Here is a 20414-nt window from a genome sequence, read left to right as displayed (position 1 = left end):
GCGGAACTGCGCGACGCATCAAACGGAAAGGGGAAAGGCGAGGGATCCGCGGCCGCGAGGGCATGGCAGGCCGGCCGTCCAAACCAGAATGACCCCCTAAACATGGGGGAATACAGGCGCAATGGCAAGGTCGACGCGGAATCGGCTCGGACATGCTGGGCCGGCACAGCCGGATCCGGGGGGTCAGGGCGGCGATCCGGATGCGGCCATCGTCATCAGCCCGTCAACCTCCTCCTGCACGTCCTCGGCCAGGCGGGCGGCGGCGACGAAGGGCAGCCAGGCGAAGATCCGGTCCCGGCTTTCGCCCGCAGCCGCGGCGTAGGCATCGATATAGGCGGCGGCCAGGTCCGGCGCCACGGGCCGGATCAGCACGTAGGAGCGGCAGACATCGGCGGCGGGATCGCCGGCGCAGGCGTCCAGCCAGTCGACCACCATCTCCCGCCCCGGCGGCCCCAGGATGTTCCAGGGGTGGAAGTCGCCGTGGCACAGGCGGTCGCCCTCCGGCAGCGCGGCCAAGCCGTCCAGCAGCCGGCGCCGCAGCACCTCGTCCGGCATCCCGGCACGGCCGATATTCGCCGCCAGCCGCGCCTTCAGGCTGCCGAGATGCGTTCCCGGCCGGCCGTGGATCGCGATCTGCAGCCGGGCCATCCGCTCCAGGCAGGCCGGCACCTGGTCGGGCCGGCGGTGCATCGTGTCGGCAAGGGACGGGCCGTCGGCGCGGGTCATCGCGATGCCCCACCGGCCCTCGATCTGCCCCACGCCCCGGACCGACGGCGCGGGCAGCCCGAGCGTCTCGACCAGCGCCAGGATCGACGCCTCGCGGAACGCCGCCCGCTTCGGCGCGGCCGCCGTCGTCCGATACAACTTGACCACCAGGTCGCCGGCGTCGAAGACCTCGGCCTCCTTGCCCGATCCGATCAGCGGTCCGAGCGGCAGGTCCATGGTCACATCCGGCGCAGGGCGACGGCGTCGACCGAATGGTCGGCGGCCTTGTGCAGCACCAGCCGGGCGCGTTGCCGGGTCGGCAGGATGTTCTCGCGCAGGTTCACCCCATTGATCTGGTCCCAGATCTCGCGGGCGGCGCGGCGGGCCTCGGCCTCCGGCAGGTCGCGCTGGTGATGGAAATAGGAGGACGGGTCGCGGAACGCGGTGCGCTGCAGCAGCAGGCGGCGCTCGACGAACCAGCGGGCGATGTCCTCCTCCGCGGCATCGACATAGACCGAGAAGTCGAAGAAATCGGAGGTGACGACCGAGGCCCCGGCCGGGGCCTGCAGCACGTTCAGCCCCTCGAAGATCAGGATGTCCGGCCGGCGGACCACCTGCTTCTCGCCGGGCAGGATGTCGTAGGCGAGGTGGGAATAGACCGGCGCCTCGACCTCCGGCCGGCCGGACTTCACCGCGGCCAGGAAGCCGATCATCCGGCGCAGGTCGTAGCTCTCGGGGAAGCCCTTGCGGCGCATCAGCCCGCGCTCCTCCAGCACCGATTTCGGCCAGAGGAAGCCGTCGGTGGTCACGAGCTCGACCCGCGGGTGGTCGGGCCAGCGCGACAGCAAGAGGCGCAGCAGCCGCGCGAAGGTGCTCTTACCCACGGCGACGCTGCCGGCAATTCCGATGATGTAGGGCGGTGGCGGGCCGGGCCGGCCGAGGAAGGCGTCCTGCACCCCGTCGAGCCTGCGGGCGGCGGCGACGTGCAGGTTCAGCAGGCGCGACAGGGGCAGCAGGATGTCGGCGACATCGGCCTGCGACACCGGCTCGTTCAGCCCGCGCAGTTCGGCCAGTTCGGCCTCGGACAGCGCCATCGGCGTCGAGGCCCGGAGCGCCGCCCATTCGGCCCGGGTGAAGCGGTCATAGGCCTGGGGCCGCGCCGCGAACAGATCGGGCACGGGCCGGGCAGGGATGGGCCGGGCAGGGGAGGGATCGGGCATCGCAGGCTCCCGCTGGAGGACGGGATCAGGGTCCGACGATCCGGGGGCTGCAGGCAAGGGGGCGCCATCCCTCTTGCGCCGGACCGCGCGGCGCGCTAAATCCGGCCTCGCATCCAGAGTTGGGCTGACGCCCACGCCAACCTGCCTTCCCGGGCAAGGTGGTGGCCTCTCGCAAGAGGGGCGATGCGGCCGGACCGGCAACCAAACGGGTCGAACGCCGCGCGTCAGCCCTCCTCGCAACCGCGAAGGAGGGTTTTTCATGTCCGCATCCGCTTCCGCCGCGATTCCGCTCGCTGGCCCCGGCGACACCATCGAGCGGCTCGACGAGCGGCCCTGTCCCGGCCCGCGCGACCCGCACCGGCGGGAGATCCTCTACGCCGTGGTGCATCGCGGCGCCGGGCTGTGGACCCATCTCTACCGCGTCGTCCTGACCGCCGCGCTGCGGCCGGAGATCCATCTCGACCGGGTGCTGGAGGGCGACCGCCTGGCCGAGCTGCGGCGGGTTCATGCGCCGGCGGCGAGCCTGGCGGCGTGAGGCTCCTTACGTCGCACGAACATACCGTCCCGGCGCGTCCTCGATCGGGGTCAGCTTGCCGTCACCGGGATGCCGGGCCGGGACCTGGCCGCCAGCGTGGCGAGAGATCCATTTCTGCCATTCCGGCCACCAGGAGCCTTCGACCTGCTTCGCCCCCTTGAGCCAGGATTCGGGGCTCGCCGGCGTCCGGGTGTTGACCCAGTGGCAGTACTTCTTCGCCGCCGGCGGGTTGACCACACCGGCGATGTGGCCGGAGGCGCTGAGGCAGAAGCGCACGGGGCCGCCGAACAGCTGGGTCGCGGCGTAGGTCGACGCCCAGGGCGCGATATGGTCGTCGCGGGTCGACAGCATGAAGCTCGGCGTCTTGATCGTGGTCAGGTCGATCGGCACCCCGGCCAGGGTGATGCCGCCCGGCTGCACCAGCCGGTTCTCCTGATACATGTTGCGCAGGTAGAAGCTGTGCATCGCGGCCGGCATCCGGGTCGCGTCGCTGTTCCAGTACAGCAGGTCGAAGGGGAAGGGGTCCTTGCCCAGGAGATAGTTGCTGACGACGAAGGACCAGATGAGGTCGTTGGCACGCAGGAGGTTGAAGGTCGTCGCCATGGCCGAGCCTTCGAGATAGCCCTTGCCGGACATCTTCGCCTCGATCGTCCGCAGCTGCTCCTCGTCGACGAAGATGCCGAGCTCGCCCGGATCGGTGAAGTCGGTCAGCGTGGTCAGATAGGTCGCGCTCCTGATCCGGTCGTCCTCGCCCTTGGCCGTCATCCAGGCCAGGGTGCTGGCCAAGAGCGTGCCGCCCAGGCAGTAGCCGACGGCGTTGACCTCGCGCTCGCCGGTCGCCTGCTCGATCGCGCCCAGCGCCGCCAGCGGGCCCTCCAGCATGTAGTCGGCGAAATTCTTGCCCGCGAGCCGCGCGTCCGGGTTGACCCAGGAGATCACGAAGACGGTGTGGCCCTGCTCCACCGTCCAGCGGATCAGGCTGTTCTGCGGCTTCAGGTCGAGGATGTAGTACTTGTTGATCCAGGGTGGGATGATGAGGAGGGGCCGCCGCGCCACCGTCTCGGTGGCCGGGTCGTACTGGATCAGCTGCATCAGATCGGTCTCGAACACCACCTTGCCGGGGGTGACGGCGATGTTGCGGCCGATCTCGAAGGCGGTGCGGTCGGTCATGCTGATGGCCAGCTGGCCCTGGCCGCGCTCCAGGTCGGCCAGCATGTTCTCGAGGCCGCGGACCAGGTTCTCGCCGCGCGATTCCAGCGTGCTGCGCAATACCTCCGGATTGGTGGCGACGAAGTTGGACGGCGCCATCGCGTCGATGAACTGCCGGGTGTAGAAATCGACCTTCTTCGCGGTCTTGGCGTCCAGCCCTTCGACCTGGCGGACCGAACCCTGCAGCCAGCGGGCGGTCAGCAGGTAGGACTGCTTGATGAAGTCGAACACCGCGACCTCGCTCCAGGCCGGGTCCTTGAAGCGCTTGTCGCTCTTCTCCGCCGTCACCACCGGCTCCGCCTCCTGGCCCAGCAGGCGCTGGGCGGTGCGGCTCCACAGCGTGGCATAGTCCTGCCACAGCGACATCTGGGCCTGCATCAGCCGGGTCGGGTCGGCCATCAGCCGCTGGGTCATGGCCAGGAAGGCCGAGCCGATGTTGAGCGGGTCCAGCTCCGGCGTCTCGGCGCGGCCCTGCTTCTCCAGGAAGGCGGTGACCAGCCGGGCGCTGCGCTCGGCGATCTCGACCATGCGGCGCGCCAGCTCGGCCGGATCCGCCGGCGGCGGGGCCTCCGGCGCCGCGGTGCCGGGCTTCGCCCGGGTCTCGGGCTCGGCTTCGCCGGACTTCGTCCGGGCCTTGGGACTGGCGTCACCAGACTTCGTCCGGGTCTTGAGCTTTGCTTCGCCGGACTTCGTCCGGCTGGGGGCCGCGCGGTGGCGTTCGGTCATGGCCAAGGATCCCCTGTCTGCGGCGGCATCGCCCGAGGCGCGGAATCGGGCGTAGAATGCCGCTTATCCGCCACTTTGCACGGCCATCCTCTTTCCAGTCCACCCTTTCAACGAAGTGTGCTAGGCACGTGCCCATGCGTCGCACCGGCTCTCTCATGATCGCTTCCGCCCGCCCCGGCCTTCCGGTCCGTGGCGCCGTTGCCACCGTCGCCCTCGGCCTCGCGCTCGCGGGCTGCGGCGGCCGCATCTTCGACGGCACGCCCTATGCGGGCGACGTCCAGGCCTCCGTGCCCAAGGTCGAGACCGCCGAGGTCACGCCGCTCGGGCCGGCCGAGGCGCCGCCCGTGCCCAGCGTCGGCGGCCCGCTGGGCACGGCGCAGGCGGGCGACACCAGGACCTACACCCTGCCCGCGCTGGCCCAGACCGATGCCGACCGCGCCGCGATGCAGCAGGCCCGGGCGCAGCAGCAGGCGACACAGCAGCAGCGCCGGGCGCAGATCGAGCAGCAGCGCCAGGCTGCCTTCCAGCGGCAGCAGCAGATCGCGCAGCAGCAGGCGGCGGCGCAGCAGGCACAGCAGCAGCCGACCGGCACGGTGGCGCCGATGAGCTTCGGCCAGCGCCGCAACACCGCCGCCCCGCCGGCGATGGAGTCGATGCCGCGTCCGGCCTCGGAGCAGGCCTATCCCAATCTCGGCAGCGTGCCGCAGAAGCCGACCGACCTGCCGACGCCGGAACAGCAGGCCGCGGTGCGCAGCCAGCTTGAGGCCGACCGTGCCGCCTCGGGCGCGCCCGGCGCACTCAGCTTCGGCAACCGCGGCGCCGGCCAGGCCGCGGCGCCCGCCCCGGCGGAGGAGTCGAAGCCGGCCTTCAGCTTCAACAACCGGGTCGCCGGCACGGTCAAGTTCGACGGCGGCAGCACGACACTGCCGGCCTCGGCCAGCAGCACGATCGAAAACGTCGCCAAGACGGCGCAGAGCCCGAAGCTGCGGGTGGTCGGCTACGGCGCCGGCGACGGCGCGGCCCAGGCCAAGGCGCGGGCCGAGGCGGTGGCCGCGGCGCTGCGCGCGGCCGGCGTCGACCCGGCCCGAATCGTCACCGGCGGCTCGGCCGACACCCGGCCGAACATCACCGACGGCCAGGCCGCCCGCGTCGAAATCTATCTCGCTCAATAGGCTCAGCACCGGACGCCCCGACGGGCGTCGGGGGGACACGTCGATGACCGATCAGGACTTCCACCGAATCAAGCGCCTGCCGCCCTATGTGTTCGCCGAGGTGAACGCGATGAAGGCGGCGGCGCGAGCTCGGGGCGAGGACATCATCGATCTCGGCATGGGCAACCCCGACGGACCGCCGCCGAAGCATGTGATCGAGAAGCTGACCGAGGCGGCGCAGAATCCGCGCAGCCATGGCTATTCCACCTCGCGCGGCATCCCCGGCCTGCGCCGGGCCCAGGCCGCCTATTACCAGCGCCGCTTCGGGGTCGAGCTCGACCCCGAGAGCGAGCTCGTGGTCACCATCGGGTCGAAGGAAGGCCTGGCCAACCTGGCCCAGGCGATCACCAGCCCGGGCGACATCATCCTGGTGCCGAACCCGAGCTACCCGATCCACATGTTCGGCTTCATCATCGCCGGCGCCGCCATCCGGTCGCTGCCGATCACGCCGGGCGCGAACTTCATGGAGGTGCTGGAGCGGGCGGTGCGGCACAGCGTGCCGAAGCCGACCGCGCTGGTGCTGAACTATCCGTCGAACCCGACGGCCGAGGTGGTGGACCTCGATTTCTACCGGCCGATCGTGAAGTTCTGCCGCGAGCACGGCATCTGGATCCTGTCCGACCTGGCCTATGCCGAGATCTATTTCGACACGGCGCCGCCGCCCTCGATCCTGGCGATCCCCGAGGCGCGCGACATCGCGGTCGAATTTACGTCGCTGAGCAAGACCTACTCGATGGCCGGCTGGCGCATCGGCTTCGCAGCCGGCAACAAGCGCCTGATCGCGGCGCTGGCGCGGGTGAAGTCCTATGTCGACTACGGCGCCTTCACCCCCTTGCAGGTGGCGGCGACCGCGGCGATCAACGGGCCGCAGGAGTTCGTCGACGAGATGCGGGCACGCTATCGCCTGCGTCGCGACACCCTGGTCGAGGGGCTGCGCGCCGCCGGCTGGCCGGTGGAGAAGCCCGAGGCCAGCATGTTCGTCTGGGCGCCGATCCCGGAGGCCTTCGCCAGCATGGGCTCGCTCGCCTTCTCCAAGCTGCTGCTGGAAGAGGCGGGGGTGGCGGTGGCGCCCGGCGTCGGATTCGGCGAATACGGCGACGGCCACGTCCGCATCGCCCTGGTCGAGAACCACCAGCGCATCCGCCAGGCCTGCAAGAACATCAAGACCTTCCTCAGCCGGCGGCGCAACGACCCGCAGCCGGTCAGCCTGAAAGCGGTATCGTGACTCCCGTTCTGAAAATCGGCATCGCCGGCCTCGGCACGGTCGGCGGCGGCGTCCTCCGCCTGCTGCAGGCGCATGCCGACCTGCTGGCCCAGCGCAGCGGCCGGCGCATCGTCGTCGCTGCCGTCTCGGCCCGCGACCGCCACCGCGACCGCGGCGTGCCGCTGGACGGCGTGCGGTGGTACGACGACGCCGTGGCCCTGGCCGCCGACCCCGAGGTCGACGTGGTGGTCGAGTTGATCGGGGGATCCAACGGCATCGCCAAGGCCGTCTGCGAGACAGCGATCGTCCATGGCAAGCAGGTTGTCACCGCCAACAAGGCGCTGCTGGCCGTGCACGGCCCGGCGCTGGCGGCCCTGGCCGAGGAGGCCGGCGTGGCCCTGGCCTTCGAGGCGGCGGTGGCCGGCGGCATCCCGGCGATCAAGGGCGTGCGCGAGGGCCTGGCCGGCAACCGCATCGACGGCGTGTTCGGCATCCTCAACGGCACCTGCAACTACATCCTGACCGAGATGCGGACCACGGGCCGCGAATTCGCCGAGGTACTGGCCGAGGCCCAGAAGCTGGGCTATGCCGAGGCCGACCCCAGCTTCGACGTCGACGGCATCGACGCCGCGCACAAGCTGGCGGTGCTGGCGGCGCTGGCCTTCAACGCCCGGGTCGAGTTCGACGACCTGCACATCGAGGGCATCCGCCAGGTCTCGGCGCTCGACATCGCCTATGCGCAGGAGCTGGGCTACCGCATCAAGCTGCTGGGCATCGCCCGGCGCACCGATGAGGGGCTGTCGCTGCGCGTCCATCCCTGCATGGTAGCTGAGGCCTCGCCGATCGCCCATGTCGAGGGCGTGTTCAACGCCGTGGTGGCGCAGGGCGACTTCGTCGGCCAGGTGATGATGACCGGCCGCGGCGCCGGCGCCGGCCCGACCGCCTCGGCCGTGGTCGCCGACCTGGTCGACCTCGCCCGCGGCCTGAAGGTGCCGGTGCTCGGCGCCCCGGCCGCGCGGCTCGAGCGCGCCGCCGTGGTGCCGATGGACCATCGCCGCGGCGCCTACTACCTTCGGCTGATGGTGGTCGACCGTCCGGGCGTGATCGCCGACGTGGCCGCGGCCATGCGCGACCAGCAGATCTCGGTCGAGAGCCTGCTGCAGCGCGGCCGGTCGCCGGGCGACGCGGTGCCGCTGGTGATCATCACCCATGAGACGGACGAGGCGGCGATGACCCGGCTGCTGGCGGCGCTGGGCGCGCTGGACGCGGTGCTGGAGCCGCCACATGTCATTCGCATCGAAGATCTGTGATCATTCCGGGTACCGGCTGTCACCGAAAGCCGGTACACCCGTCGCACGATGTGTCCGCCGTCGCCCGTGAGGGCCGATGCGGCGGAGACGAGCCCGAGAGGATCGGAGAGACGATGAAACGGCCGGAAGCGAAGTCCCAGGTGATGGATCGCAACCTTGCGCTCGAGGCGGTGCGGGTGACGGAAGCCGCAGCCCTCTCCGCGTCGCGGCTGATGGGCCGCGGCGACGAGCGCCAGGCGGACCAGGCCGCGGTCGACGCGATGCGGCAGGCGCTGAACAGCCTCGCCATCGAGGGCGAGGTGGTGATCGGCGAGGGCGAGCGCGACGAGGCGCCGATGCTCTATATCGGCGAGAAGGTCGGCGCCGGCGACGGGCCGGAGATCGACATCGCCCTCGACCCGCTGGAGGGCACCACCATCACCGCCAAGGGCGGGCCGAACGCGCTGGCGGTCATCGCCATGGCCAACAAGGGCGGCTTCCTCAAGGCGCCCGACGTCTACATGGACAAGATCGCGGTCGGCGGCGACCTGCCGAAGGACCTGATCGACATCGACGCAAGCCCGGCCCAGAACCTCAAGGCGCTGGCTCTGGCCAAGCGGGTCGCGGTCTCCGACCTCGTGGTCTGCGTGCTGGACCGGCCGCGCCACCAGGAGCTGATCGCCCGCGTGCGCGAGGCCGGCGCCCGGATCATGCTGATCTCCGACGGCGACGTCTCCGGCGTCATCGCCACGGCCCAGCCGGAGACCGGCGTCGACATGTATCTCGGCACCGGCGGCGCGCCCGAGGGCGTGCTGGCGGCCTCGGCGCTGCGCTGCATCGGCGGCCAGATGCAGGGCCGCCTGCTGTTCCGCAACGACGACGAGCGCGAGCGCGCCAAGCGCCAGGGCATCGAGGACTTCACCCGCGTCTACGGGCTGCTGGACCTGGCCGGCGGCGACGTGATGTTCGCGGCCACCGGCGTCACCACCGGCCCGATGCTGCGCGGCGTCCGCCTGATCCCGGGCGGGGCGATCACCCATTCGATCGTGATGCGCTCGAAGAGCGGCACGGTCCGGACCATCGAGGCGCGGCACGACTTCCGCCGCAAGGCCGGCTTCGAGTTCGTCGGCGGCTAAGAACGGCGCATCGGGAGGCAGCCCTTCGCTGCGGCTTGTCTTCCGTCGTCATTGCGAGCGAAGCGAAGCAATCCAGGGGCCGGTGCGAGCCGCCCCTGGATTGCTTCGTCGGCTTCGCCTCCTCGCAATGACGAGAGAGTTAGGATGAGGGGGAAGAGGTTATGAGGCAGGGGCGTTGACCGCGCCGGCGCTGTTCGGCGTCGAACGCTCCGCCAAGGGCGCGCGCTGGATCGGCCGCGCCGCCGACGACAGGCTGGCGCTGGCCCTCTCCCAGCGCCACGCCCTGCCGGAGCTGGTCGCCCGGGTGCTGGCGGCGCGCGGGGTCGGCCTCGACGATGCGCCCGCCTTCCTCAATCCGACGCTGCGGGCGCTTCTGCCCGACCCCTCGGTGCTGCGCGACATGGACCGCGCGGCGGAGCGCATCGCCCGGGCGGTGACCGGCGCCGAGGGCATCGCCGTGTTCGGCGACTACGACGTTGACGGCGCCACCTCGACCGCGCTCCTGGTCCGCTATCTGCGCGCTCTCGGGGTCGAGCCGCAGATCCACATCCCCGACCGCATCGCCGAGGGCTACGGCCCGAACGCTCAGGCGCTGGAGAAGCTGCGCGCCGGCGGCGCCCGCCTGGTGGTGACGGTCGATTGCGGCACCACCGCCTTCGACGCCCTGGAAGGCGCCGCGGCCTCGGGCCTCGACATCGTCGTGCTCGACCACCACACCGCCGAGCCGCGCCTGCCCAAGGTGGCGGCGGTGGTCAATCCGAACCGGCTGGACCAGGATCCGGGCCTGGGACAGCTCGCCGCCTGTGGCGTCACCTTCCTGGCGCTGGTGGCGCTCAACCGCACCTTGCGCAAGGCCGGGGTCTTCGCCAACAGGGCCGAGCCGGATCTGATGGCGCTGCTCGACCTGGTGGCGCTCGGCACCATCTGCGACGTGGTGCCGCTGACCGGGCTCAACCGGGCGCTGGTGGGGCAGGGGCTGAAGGTGATGGCGCAGCGCCGCAACACCGGCCTCGCCGCCCTGGCGGACGTGGCGCGGGTGACCGAGACGGTCGACGCCTACCACGCCGGCTATATCCTGGGGCCGCGGATCAATGCCGGCGGCCGCATCGGCCGGGCCGATCTCGGCGCCCGCCTCCTGGCCACCGAGGACCGGGCCGAGGCAGCGCGGATCGCGGCGCTGCTGGACGAACACAATGTCGACCGCAAGACGGTCGAGGCCGAGGTGATGGCCGCAGCGACCGCCCAGGTCGAGGTCACGGAGTCCGGGCCGGTGATCCTGGTGGCGGGTGAGGGCTGGCACCCCGGCGTGGTCGGCATCGTCGCCGGCCGGCTGCGCGAGCGCTACGGCCGCCCGTCCTGCGTGGTCGGGATCGAGGGCGGCATCGGCAAGGCGTCAGGCCGCTCGGTGCCCGGCGTCGATCTCGGCGCCGCGGTGATCGCGGCGCGCCAGGCGGGGCTGCTGCTGTCCGGCGGCGGCCACCGCATGGCGGCGGGCTTCACCGTGCGCCAGGAGCGGATCACCGAGCTGCGCGCCTTCCTGGCCGAGCATATCGACGGCCAGGTCGACGAGCCGATGGTGCCGCTGGTCGAGCTCGACGGTACGCTGGTGGTGGAGGCGGCGACGGTCGAGCTGACGGAGACGCTGTGCCGCCTCGGCCCCTTCGGCGCCGGCAACCCGGAGCCGCGCTTCGCCCTGCCGCGGGTGCGGGTGGTGGCGGCATCGGTGGTCGGCAGCGGCCATGTCGCCTGTACCCTGGTCGGGCCGGATGGCGGCCGCCTCAGGGCGATCGCCTTCCGCTGTGCCGACCAGCCGGTGGGCCAGGCCCTGCTGCGCCGCGACGCGCTGCTGCATGTCGCGGGCACGCTCAGGCTCGACCGCTGGAACGGCAACACCCGGGTGCAGCTGTTCGTCGAGGACGTGGCGCCGCTCTGGGCCGAAAACGCTTGATTTCCCCGGCCGCTGCCGGTAGGTCTCTGCGCCGCGCCGACCCCTTCGTCTAGAGGCCTAGGACATCGCCCTTTCACGGCGGTAACACGGGTTCGAATCCCGTAGGGGTCGCCAAGACTGGCGTGCTGGCTGTCGGAACGCGCCGCGTCGACCAGCACGCCAGCCAGAGGAAGCGGCCACCGCCTGGGCCGCGCCGCCCGAACGATGGGTGGCGACAGGGGCGGCCAAGATGGATCCGCCGGCTCCGGGTCGGTAGGCCGCCCCGTGAAAATCATCTGGTCCGAGGAGAAAGGGCTGGCGTCGAAGGAGGCCTGCCCAGTCGGCATGGCCGATAGGAGGCGATCGATGCGGCGATCAGGCCGAGGACATAGCCACCTCATCACTACCGAAGCCCCAAAGGGGCCCCGCTGATGCGAGGCCCCCAAAATCAGCAACTCCGTTCCCGTCAGGTCGGGATCGTCTGTATCGAGAATTTAATGTGCTGGAAGAATCCAGCGCTCACGGTGTCAGGGTTTGGAGGGTTGGGCACGTTCGCATTGGCCCCGACGCGGAAGAACAGAGAGTCCCGTTGAGCGGCATTGGTGATCGGCATGCGCTGCGTATAGTGTTTCCACGTCGAGCTGGTGATGTTCGTCCGAACCCGTTTGGTCGCGCCGTTGATGGTGGAGAAGGTCGAGAAGTAGAGGGTCCCGCTCGTTGCCTTCGCCCAGAAGTCAACGATCAGGATCTGGTTCCAGAGAGCCTGCGCGGCATTTGTTGCCGCGTTGGGGCTGACATTTACGAAGCTGTCGGCCCCGGCGGTGCCCGTAATGGCAATCGAGCCGACTCCGCCGATGATGTTGGTGGTATCGTATGACCAGGCAGTGCCGGAAGTCCCTCCATAAGTCAGAAAGGATGTGTTGGCCGGTTTGGTCGTAAACGACGCGTCGCTGTCAATGAATGTCCAGGGCATGATTGGCGCGTCGGTGATGATGCCACTGAACTTGCGCCGGTCGGAGCTGCTATTGGGGATGTAGTATTTCCCAAGGGGGAAGGTGCCCATGAAGATGTTGCCGCCAAACTTCAGAAGGGCGTCGCCGTCTCCAGGGTCATTGTCGAGCGACAGGTTGGGAGTGCCGTTGGCGAAGCCATTCCAGGTGATGCCGGCGCGGGTTGACTTGATCGACCCGGCCGAGGCGCCCTGGTTCGAGACCAACGTGTTCCCCATGACCGTGACGCTGTCGCCGGTCGCGACGATGCCGGCCGTGTAGACGGCATCGGCCACGCTGTCCTGCCCCCAGCCCCAATCCTTGCAGGTGTTCCCCATGATGGAGATCTGCTTGGCATGATGGGTCATCGCGACAGCGGCGCCCTTGCACCCCTCGATGACGTTGTTCGCGACGGTGACGCGCTCCGGCGGGATTGGCGACGCTTCGTCGTCGGCGATCACGACGCCGCTGTCCCCGGATCCCAGGATCGTGTTTCCGGTGACGGAGACGTTGAAGCTGTCGGAGTTGATGTTGATCGGCTCCAGGCCACGCCAACCGATCATCCGCAATGTCGTGCCGGGTGCCGGGGGCACGGCAAATGTGACCTCCCAGTCCGTCTCGTTCCCGCCGCTGGTGTCGACGATCGTCACGCCCGTCACAGCGAATGGCACATCATTGACCAGGATGGCGCGCCTCGGGCACGGAGCCGGCTGCAAGAAGCCGTCTCGGAATTTGAAGGTGAACGTATTGGTCGAGCCGTTGCCGACGCGGGGTCCATCGCCGGTGTTTGGTGCGGCGGTCGGGTCGATATACGAGAGCAACGTGTCGCCATGCAGGCTGTTGCCGGTGATCGTGACGTTCTTGGCGTGCCGCGTCTGGATACCGAAGCCGCGCCAGCTTCGAATGGTATTGCCGGTGACCACGCAGCCGAAGGCATTGTAGGATCCCATCGCGATCGGCGTGCCGACACCGACTGACGATGTGCCGTCCATGACGTTGCCGTTGATCGTGACGTTCGGCGCGAAGACCGACACGTAGTTCCCGACGCCTCCGTAGAAATGGTTGCCTTCGATAATCGCACCTTCGCCCGGCAGCTCGACGGCGATGGCGAACTCGGCGTCGTTGGCGTCGATCGTCAGGCCGCTGATCTTGGTCCGCGGCGTCGCCACGCGGATGCGCTTGCCGTTCGAAAGCTTGATCGTGCCGCCGCCGCTGATGCTCACCGGCCCGCGGGCATAATCAGCCACCACATAGGCGACCACCGTGCCGCGATACGAGGGCTGCAACGGAAGAGCCTTGTTGAGCGTGATCTTATATACCGGCGGCGCTGGCGGCGTGCTGGTGAGTATGAAACCCGTCGTCGTCGTTGCCTCATAACTGCCGTCCGCAAAGGCCACCGGTTGCCGGGTGGTCGCGTCAAGCAAGCTGACGACGGACCCGATCGGGATATCGATAGTGATGCGCGTGATACCGGTGATCTCCGTGCTGTTGTTCGTGGCTACTCCGACGAAGGTCCGCGCCGTACAGATATCCTCGGTAGCCAGGTAGGTCTTGTCGGCCGGGATCTGGACGGCTGTTGTGACTGGCGAGATAAGGCAGTTGAGCAGCGCAGCGGTGTCGTCAGTCGTGCCGCCACCCGCCGCGCCGAACATTGTGGGGTTGATGACCTGCTCGGTCAGTTCCCACCATGCACCATCAAGTGATTGAAACGCTCCGGCATGGCCGGGATTTGGCTCCACCTTGCGATATTTGCCGCCTCCACCGTCAACGGGGGTCCCATAGCCATTGAGCTTAAGGAAGAGGACCGATGGATCGATAGCAGCGCTCGCCGCTTGGGACCTTGTGTCAAATTCGAGCATTCCATAATCCCTCGTGTACATTGGAATGTATAATGATGCCTTCTTTAAAAATCACTCGCAATAAACATTGCGTTAAATGACCGAATGTGTGTAAAGTCGATCATTGTGTCTTTAAAGTATTTCACACTCTGTTTGCTGCTCATGCGATCGCGAGATCCATGGTAGTGTTGCTTGGAGATTATTTCGGACGCGGACCGGCTTGGCGGCCCTATTCCTTGGCATTGCCGGTACCATTCTGTTGGGGTGCTGCCGCCCCTTTCACCAACCTCCGGTGGAGCGCCTGCTGATGGTGGGCGCCCTTTCCCGACACTTAGCGCTCAGGCCCGGCCCAGGGCTCCCTCACCATGCTCCGGGCCGGGTTTCCTGAGGGTTGTCCGGCGAGGATCTCAGTCGCCCATGAAGAGGGCGAGATCGATGGCGGCGATGTCGAGGAGGCGGGACATCGAGGCGTGGGCGCCCTCGGGATCGCGAAGGCGGATGCGCTCGACCACGTCGCGGTGATAGGGCAGCGAGTCGGCCGGGGAGCGGGCCTGTCCCGTCGAGATGCGGAAGGAATAGGCGAGCGCGGCGCTGATCGTCGTCCACATCTGCTGGAAGACCAGGTTGTGGCTCGCGCGCAGGAGGCCGCGATGGAAGTCGATATCGGCCTCGTTGAAGGCGGCGATGTCGTCCGGCATCGCCCCTTCCATGCGCTCATAGGCGGCCTCCAGCTCCGCGACGTCCTTCGCCGATGCGCGGGCTGCGGCGAAGCGGGCCGCGGCGGGCTCGATCACCCGGCGGGCCTCGAGCAGGCTGCGGACGAATTCCGGGCTCGGCGGGCAGGCCATCGACCATTCCAGCATGTCCGGGTCGAGCAGGCTCCAATCCTCGAGATCGCGCACCAGGGTGCCGACGCGGGGCCGCGTGCGGACGAGACCCTTGGCGGACAGGACGCGGATCGCCTCGCGCAGCGCGCTCCGGCTGATCTTCAGGGTGTCGCAGAGCTCGGTCTCGGAGGGCAGCAGCGACCCCGGCTTGAACTCGCCCGACAGGATGCGGGTCGCGATCGCCCGCACCACCTGGCCGTGGATGCGGGGCTTCGAGAGCGTCCGTCCTCCCGCCCCGGCGACCGGCGCGGCCTCATTCATGATAGAGCACCGAGCGGCCGCCATCGATGACGATGCAGGCGGCGTTGATGAAGGGCGCTTCGTCGGAGGCGAGAAACACCGCCGTCATCGCGACCTCCTCCGGCCTGCCGATCCGCTTCGGCGGATGGAGCTCGCAGACGCGCCGGCGCTCGGCCTCCGGGTCGGGAAAATTGTTCCAGTGGTCGATCGCGAGCTGGGTCTCGATGTAGCCGGGCGCGATCGCGTTCACGCGCAGCCCCTCCGACGCATATTCGACGCCGAGGGCCCGGGTGAGGCCCAGGAGCCCGTGCTTCGCGACCGGGTAGGGGAAGCTGCCGGGGATGATCGTGAAGGCGTGGGAGGAGGCGATGTTGACGATCGCGCCCGACCGTGCCGTCCGCATCGCCGGGAGAACCGCCTTCGTCATCCGCCAGACGCCGTCGAGATCGACGGCGAAGCAGCGCCGCCATTCCTCGTCGCTGGTCTCGTGCGGCGGGTGGAAGACGTTGATGCCGGCGTTGTTGACCAGGATGTCGACGCGGCCAAAGGCGGAGAGCGCCGTTCGGGCGGCGGCTTCGACCGAGGCCGCGCTGGTCACGTCGGTCTCGACGAAGAGGGCGTCGCGGCCGGCGTCGCGAAGCCGTTCCGCTATGGCCGTGCCCGTCCCGGCGTCGCGTTCGGCGATGACCACCGCCGCGCCCTCGGCCGCGAAGCGCTCGGCGATGGCCGCGCCGATGCCGCGGCCGGCGCCGGTCACGATCGCAACCTTGTCCTTGAGGCGATCCGCCATCTCACCAGTCCACGATCGTGCCGTCGGCGAGGACGGCGTGCTGTGTGTGGATCACCTCCTGCGCGAAGGGATGGCGCGCGCATTCGGCTTCGTCGATATCGACCCCCAGGCCGGGCGCGTCCGGCACCTGCCAGAAGCCGTCGACCATCCGGATCGGGCCCTTCACGACGTCGAAATACCAGGGCACGGCGCCGACCATCTCCTCCTGGATGACATGATTCGGCGTCGACACGGCGAAATGCAACGCCGCGACGCCGGCGATCGGCCCCAGCGGGTTGTGCGGCGCGACGCCGATCCCGAACGTATCGGCGATCGCCGCGATCTTCTTCGCCTCGAGCAGGCCGCCGCAATGGCAGATGTCGGGCTGGATCACGCTCACCGCCCGGCTGGTGACGAGGTCGGTGAATTCGGCGCGCTCGACGAGGCGCTCGCCGGTCGCGACCGGCACGGAGGTCCGGGCGGCGATGGCCGTCAGCCCCGCCGTGTCGCCGGGCGGCAGCGGCTCCTCGACGAACATCGGCCGGCCCGGCGCGAGCGCGTCGATATAGGCGAGCGCCGCCCCGACCGAGGCCGGGCGGCCGTGGAAGTCGACCATGATCTCGATCTCCGGCCCGACGGCGGAGCGGAGCGCTTCCATCAGGCGCGCGACCTTGCCGATCTCGGGCAGTGGCGCGTGGAAATGCGTGTAGGGGATGAACACCGCCTTGAAGGCGCGATAGCCGCTCTCGACCACGGCGCGGGCGCGCTCGACCAGCGGGTCGACCTCCAGCGTCTCGTAGACGGCGCGCATGTCGCCGAGGCCGAGATGGGTGTAGACGCCGACCTTGTCGCGCACCTTGCCGCCGAGCAGGCGCCAGACCGGCACGCCGAGCTCCTTGCCGAGGATATCCCAGAGCGCAACCTCGATCCCGGAGATCGCGCTCGTCGCCACCGCGCCGAGCCGCCAGAAGGACTGCTTCTTCATGGCGCGCACCGCCTGCTCGATGTCGCGCGGGTCGCGGCCGATGATCAGCGGCGCGAGATCGTCGATCGCGCCGACCACCGCCCGCGTCTTCCATTCGAGCGTCGCCTCGCCCCAGCCGTGGAGCCCGGGCTGGTCGGTCTCCACCTTCACGAAGACCCAGTTCCGCATCTCGGCATTGACGATGCGTGTCCGGATGGCGGTGATCTTCACCGGGTCTCTCCCTCTTGTCTGATTTATTATTGTTATGAATGGGAGAAGCCCGAGCGTCAAGCCGACCACGGAAGCGGATCGAGTTCGTACGAAGCGAAGCGTTATCAGAGATTGCAGCACCTCAAAAAGTCCATGAGGGCTTGACCCTTTCTCAATTATCGGATGTTTAATAGGCAACGATCCGATAAAAGGAGGCAGGGAGGATGCAGCTCGGCAGCGCCTCAGCGGTTCCGTCATCCGGGCGCCGGTTCAGCCGGGATGGCGCCTTCTATGCGACCGTGGCGCCCTTCTTCGTCATTTTCGCCGTCTTCAGCCTCTTCCCGGTCCTGTTCTCGCTTTATCTCGGCTTCAACCGCTGGGACGGCTTCGGCGCGCCGGAATTCGTCGGCCTCGACAACTATCTCCGCGCCCTCGCCGATCCGGTGTTCCGCCAGGCGATCTGGAACACCTTCGTCGTCTGGATCGCCTCGTCGGCGGCGACGGTGGCGCTCGCCTTCGGGCTCGCCGTCCTGGTCAACGAGTTCGTGGTCATCGGCCGGCAGTATTTCCGCGTCGTCTTCCTGTTTCCGCTCCTGGTCGCGCCGGCGATCTCGGCGATCATCCTCCGGGTGATGTTCTCGTCGAATGGCGGCATCGTGAACACGCTGATCGGCGCGGCCGCGGGCAAACCCTTCTACTTCGACTGGCTCGGCTCGGAAGCATGGATCAAGCCGCTCGTCGTGCTCCTCGTCGTCTGGCGCTGGACCGGCTGGCATTTCCTCATCTTCCTGTCGGGCCTGCAGTCGATCTCGCGCGACCTTTACGAGGCGGCGCGGATCGACGGCGCGAGCCGGCTGCAGGTCTTCCTGCGCGTGACGGCGCCGCTGATGCTGCCGACGCTCGGCTTCTCGATCACGAACGCCACCCTGGGCGGGCTGCAGATCTTCGACGAGCCCTATGTGCTCACCGCGGGCACGGGCGGCACCGACAATGCGACGACGACGCTCGGCATGTATCTCTACGCGACCGCCTTCACCAATTTCGATTTCGGCCTCGGCGCGGCGGTCTCCTGGTACATCTTCGCCGCGATCACGCTGCTGACGGTCCTTTATCACCGCCTGCTCGGGCGGATGACGGCGGGGACGGCGTGATGACCGGCTTCTTCGCCAGGCGCGAGCGGCGCGCCAACGTCCTGATCACGATCGGACTCGGTCTGTTCTCGCTGGTCTTCATCCTGCCGCTCTACTGGACCGCGGTGATGGCGACGCGGCGGCTGGAGGAAGTGTTCCAGTTCCCGCCGCCGGTCTTCTTCGGCGATGCCCTCCTCGAGAATTTCGCCCGCATCCAGGCGGTCTACGAGCCGTTGGCGCCGCTGGTGAACAGCCTGATCGTCGCCGTGCCGAAGACGATCGGCCTCGTCCTGGTCAGCGCCCTCGCCGGCTATGGCTTCGCCCGCTATCGGCGCGCGAGAGGCCACCGGCCGCTGCTGGTGCTCGCCTTCGCGACGCTGTTCTTCCCGCCTTCGCTGGCGCTGATCCCGTTCTTCCTCGAAATGAACTGGTTCGGCTGGCTCGACACCTTCTGGCCGCTGATCGTGCCGGCCCTCGCCTCGGGCTTCGGCGTGATCTGGATGTACACCTACATCTCCGGCACCGTGCCGCACGAGCTGTACGAGGCATCGGAGGTCGACGGCGCCGGCGCCTTCTCGGCCTTCTTCCGGATCGTGCTGCCGATCATCAGGCCCGGCCTCGCCGCGCTCGGCGTCTGGACGCTGATCAGCACCTGGAACGATTTCCAGCTGCCGCTCGTCATCCTGACCGACCAGGCGAAGTTCACGGTCCCGCTCGCGCTCAGCTCGCTGAACTCGATCTATTTCGCCGACCTTCCGGCCGTGATGCTGGCCACCCTGATCGGCCTCGTGCCGGTCTTCATGATCTTCGGCTTCCTGAGCCGGCAGTTCATCAGCGGCCTGACGGGCGGCGCCGTGAAGTCATGACCGATCGAAGGGAGGACCCGACATGAAGAGACGCTGGACCATCATGGCGGCGGCGGTGCTCGGCCTCGCCGCAAGTCTGCAGGCCGCGGCGGCGCAGGAGACGCCGAACACCGGGATCTCGGGCACCGTCAGCCTCTGGACCTGGCCGCACAACGACCGGACGCTGTCGTCGCTGCTGCCGGAATTCAACAAGGCCTATCCGAACATCAAGGTCCGGATCCAGGGCTTCCCGTCCGGCAAGAACGTCTACCTGAACAAGCTGCTCTCGGCTCTGCTCGCCGGCACCGGCCCGGATGTCGCGATGGTCGAGATCAACAACGTCGCGCAGCTGAGCGGGAAGCAGCAATTCGCCGATCTCTCGAAGCCGCCCTTCAACGCCGGCGCGCTCAAGGCCGATTTCGCGCCCTTCGCCTGGTCGAAGATCGAGGATCCGGCGACGGGCCGCATCTTCGCGCTGCCGAAGCACACGGGGCCGGGCGCGCTGTTCTACCGGCGCGACCTGTTCGAGGCGGCGGGCCTGCCCGGCGATCCCCAGGCGCTCGCGGGCACGCTCAAGGACTGGAACGCCTTCATCGAAGCCGGCAAGAAGATCGCGAAGCCGAACGAGCGTTGGATGGTGGGGACGGGTAACGAGCTGGTCCGCGCCTATATCGCGCAGCGCGGCGTCTCGTATTTCGACAAGGACGGCAATCTGCTGGTGAACGGTCCCGTCTTCAGGGAGGCGTTCGAGCTGGTGGTGAAGGCGCGCGACGCCGGGCTGATCTCGCCCTTCGCCATGTGGACGCCGGAATGGCAGGGCGCCTTCGCCCGCGGGCAGATCGCGACCGTCGTCATCGGCAACTGGTTCGGCGGGCTGCTGAAGAGCGCCTATGCGCCGGGAGACGCCGGCAAATGGGGCGTCGTGCCGGCGCCGGCGGCGGAGAACGGCGTCTCGGCCTTCAACTGGGGGGGCGACTTCCTGGGCATACTCGAGACGAGCGAGAACAAGGAAGCGGCCTGGGCGCTCGTCAAATGGATCGCCATGAACGACACCAGCCTGAAGCTGCAATATGAGAACGGCGATCTGTATCCGGCCTATACGGCGGCCGGGAGGGCGTCCTGGATCAATTTCCAGGACCCTTATTACGCGGGCCAGAACACCAACGAGATCTTCGCCAAGGTCCAGGCCGAGATGGTGCCGCAGACCACCAACCCGCTCGATTCCATCGCCTATCTGGCGGTGGAGACGGCGGTGAACGCCGTGGTGACGAGCGGCAAGCCGGTCGACGCGGCGCTCGCGCAGGCAGAGGCCGAGATCAAAGCCAAGATGTGAAGCCGGGCATTTCGTGCCCGCGCCCCGGCTTCTCTGTCATGATCATC

General features: G+C 68.6%; 16 protein-coding genes, 1 tRNA gene and 1 riboswitch. Of the genes, 10 read left to right on the top strand and 7 right to left on the bottom strand.

Annotated elements, in window-relative coordinates; genetic code table 11:
• Positions 1-183: 183 nt before the first annotated feature.
• On the bottom strand, positions 184-942 hold the full coding sequence (locus LG391_RS17105) for a phosphotransferase family protein (protein WP_225769206.1): 759 nt from the start codon (positions 940-942) through the stop codon (positions 184-186).
• 2 nt (positions 943-944) lie between these two features.
• Complete coding sequence (gene coaA / locus LG391_RS17100) at positions 945-1925, bottom strand: type I pantothenate kinase (protein ID WP_225769205.1); 981 nt, start codon at positions 1923-1925, stop codon at positions 945-947.
• A 104-nt stretch (positions 1926-2029) separates the two neighbouring features.
• A riboswitch (SAM-I-IV-variant riboswitch) is annotated at positions 2030-2140 on the top strand.
• A 44-nt stretch (positions 2141-2184) separates the two neighbouring features.
• On the opposite strand from coaA, the gene LG391_RS17095 reads away from it, so the two are divergent.
• Positions 2185-2460, top strand: a complete 276-nt coding sequence (locus LG391_RS17095) for a hypothetical protein (protein ID WP_225769204.1) — start codon at positions 2185-2187, stop codon at positions 2458-2460.
• A gap of 6 nt (positions 2461-2466) precedes the next feature.
• On the opposite strand, the gene phaC is transcribed toward LG391_RS17095, so the two are convergent.
• The gene (phaC, locus tag LG391_RS17090) at positions 2467-4197 is read right to left on the bottom strand and encodes a class I poly(R)-hydroxyalkanoic acid synthase (protein WP_225769367.1); all 1731 of its coding nucleotides are present in this window, start codon (positions 4195-4197) and stop codon (positions 2467-2469) included.
• A 353-nt stretch (positions 4198-4550) separates the two neighbouring features.
• On the opposite strand from phaC, the gene LG391_RS17085 reads away from it, so the two are divergent.
• The 6 genes from LG391_RS17085 to LG391_RS17060 all read left to right on the top strand — a co-directional run bounded on the left by LG391_RS17085 (position 4551) and on the right by LG391_RS17060 (position 11297).
• Positions 4551-5567 carry an OmpA family protein gene (locus LG391_RS17085; protein ID WP_225769203.1) on the top strand — a complete coding sequence of 339 codons (1017 nt, stop codon included), beginning with the start codon at positions 4551-4553 and terminating at the stop codon, positions 5565-5567.
• A 43-nt stretch (positions 5568-5610) separates the two neighbouring features.
• Positions 5611-6831 carry an LL-diaminopimelate aminotransferase gene (locus LG391_RS17080; RefSeq protein WP_225769202.1) on the top strand — a complete coding sequence of 407 codons (1221 nt, stop codon included), beginning with the start codon at positions 5611-5613 and terminating at the stop codon, positions 6829-6831.
• Positions 6828-8120 (top strand): homoserine dehydrogenase, encoded by a 1293-nt coding sequence (locus tag LG391_RS17075; protein WP_225769201.1) that lies wholly within the window; start codon positions 6828-6830, stop codon positions 8118-8120. The genes LG391_RS17080 and LG391_RS17075 overlap by 4 nt, the downstream gene beginning before the upstream one ends.
• A gap of 143 nt (positions 8121-8263) precedes the next feature.
• On the top strand, positions 8264-9235 hold the full coding sequence (gene glpX / locus LG391_RS17070; protein ID WP_225769366.1) for a class II fructose-bisphosphatase: 972 nt from the start codon (positions 8264-8266) through the stop codon (positions 9233-9235).
• A gap of 175 nt (positions 9236-9410) precedes the next feature.
• Complete coding sequence (gene recJ, locus LG391_RS17065) at positions 9411-11183, top strand: single-stranded-DNA-specific exonuclease RecJ (protein WP_225769200.1); 1773 nt, start codon at positions 9411-9413, stop codon at positions 11181-11183.
• Positions 11184-11221: 38 nt separating this feature from the next.
• Positions 11222-11297 (top strand) — tRNA-Glu (locus LG391_RS17060).
• Between the two features lie 331 nt (positions 11298-11628).
• On the opposite strand, the gene LG391_RS17055 is transcribed toward LG391_RS17060, so the two are convergent.
• From LG391_RS17055 to dgoD, 4 genes are all read right to left on the bottom strand, one after another.
• Positions 11629-14010 carry a right-handed parallel beta-helix repeat-containing protein gene (locus LG391_RS17055; RefSeq protein WP_225769199.1) on the bottom strand — a complete coding sequence of 794 codons (2382 nt, stop codon included), beginning with the start codon at positions 14008-14010 and terminating at the stop codon, positions 11629-11631.
• A gap of 386 nt (positions 14011-14396) precedes the next feature.
• Entirely contained in the window at positions 14397-15137 is a 741-nt protein-coding gene (locus LG391_RS17050; protein WP_225769198.1) for a FadR/GntR family transcriptional regulator, read from the bottom strand.
• Positions 15130-15906, bottom strand: a complete 777-nt coding sequence (locus tag LG391_RS17045) for an SDR family oxidoreductase (protein WP_225769197.1) — start codon at positions 15904-15906, stop codon at positions 15130-15132. Before LG391_RS17045 ends, LG391_RS17050 begins: the two co-directional genes overlap by 8 nt.
• 1 nt (position 15907) lies before the next feature.
• Positions 15908-17080 (bottom strand): galactonate dehydratase, encoded by a 1173-nt coding sequence (dgoD, locus tag LG391_RS17040; protein WP_225769196.1) that lies wholly within the window; start codon positions 17078-17080, stop codon positions 15908-15910.
• A 203-nt stretch (positions 17081-17283) separates the two neighbouring features.
• On the opposite strand from dgoD, the gene LG391_RS17035 reads away from it, so the two are divergent.
• Genes LG391_RS17035 through LG391_RS17025 form a run of 3 tightly spaced genes read left to right on the top strand, consistent with a single transcriptional unit; the run spans position 17284 to position 20367 of the window.
• Complete coding sequence (locus tag LG391_RS17035; RefSeq protein ID WP_225769195.1) at positions 17284-18210, top strand: carbohydrate ABC transporter permease; 927 nt, start codon at positions 17284-17286, stop codon at positions 18208-18210.
• Positions 18210-19055 carry a carbohydrate ABC transporter permease gene (locus LG391_RS17030; protein WP_225769194.1) on the top strand — a complete coding sequence of 282 codons (846 nt, stop codon included), beginning with the start codon at positions 18210-18212 and terminating at the stop codon, positions 19053-19055. The genes LG391_RS17035 and LG391_RS17030 overlap by 1 nt, the downstream gene beginning before the upstream one ends.
• A 22-nt stretch (positions 19056-19077) precedes the next feature.
• Complete coding sequence (locus tag LG391_RS17025) at positions 19078-20367, top strand: sugar ABC transporter substrate-binding protein (protein ID WP_225769193.1); 1290 nt, start codon at positions 19078-19080, stop codon at positions 20365-20367.
• The last annotated feature ends 47 nt before the right edge of the window (positions 20368-20414 follow it).

Origin of the sequence: Inquilinus sp. Marseille-Q2685, from assembly GCF_916619195.1 — a bacterium.
Lineage (GTDB): Bacteria > Pseudomonadota > Alphaproteobacteria > DSM-16000 > Inquilinaceae > Inquilinus.
The sequence above is the reverse complement of the archived record's forward strand: the minus strand, read 5'-3'. Positions and strand labels throughout refer to the sequence as shown.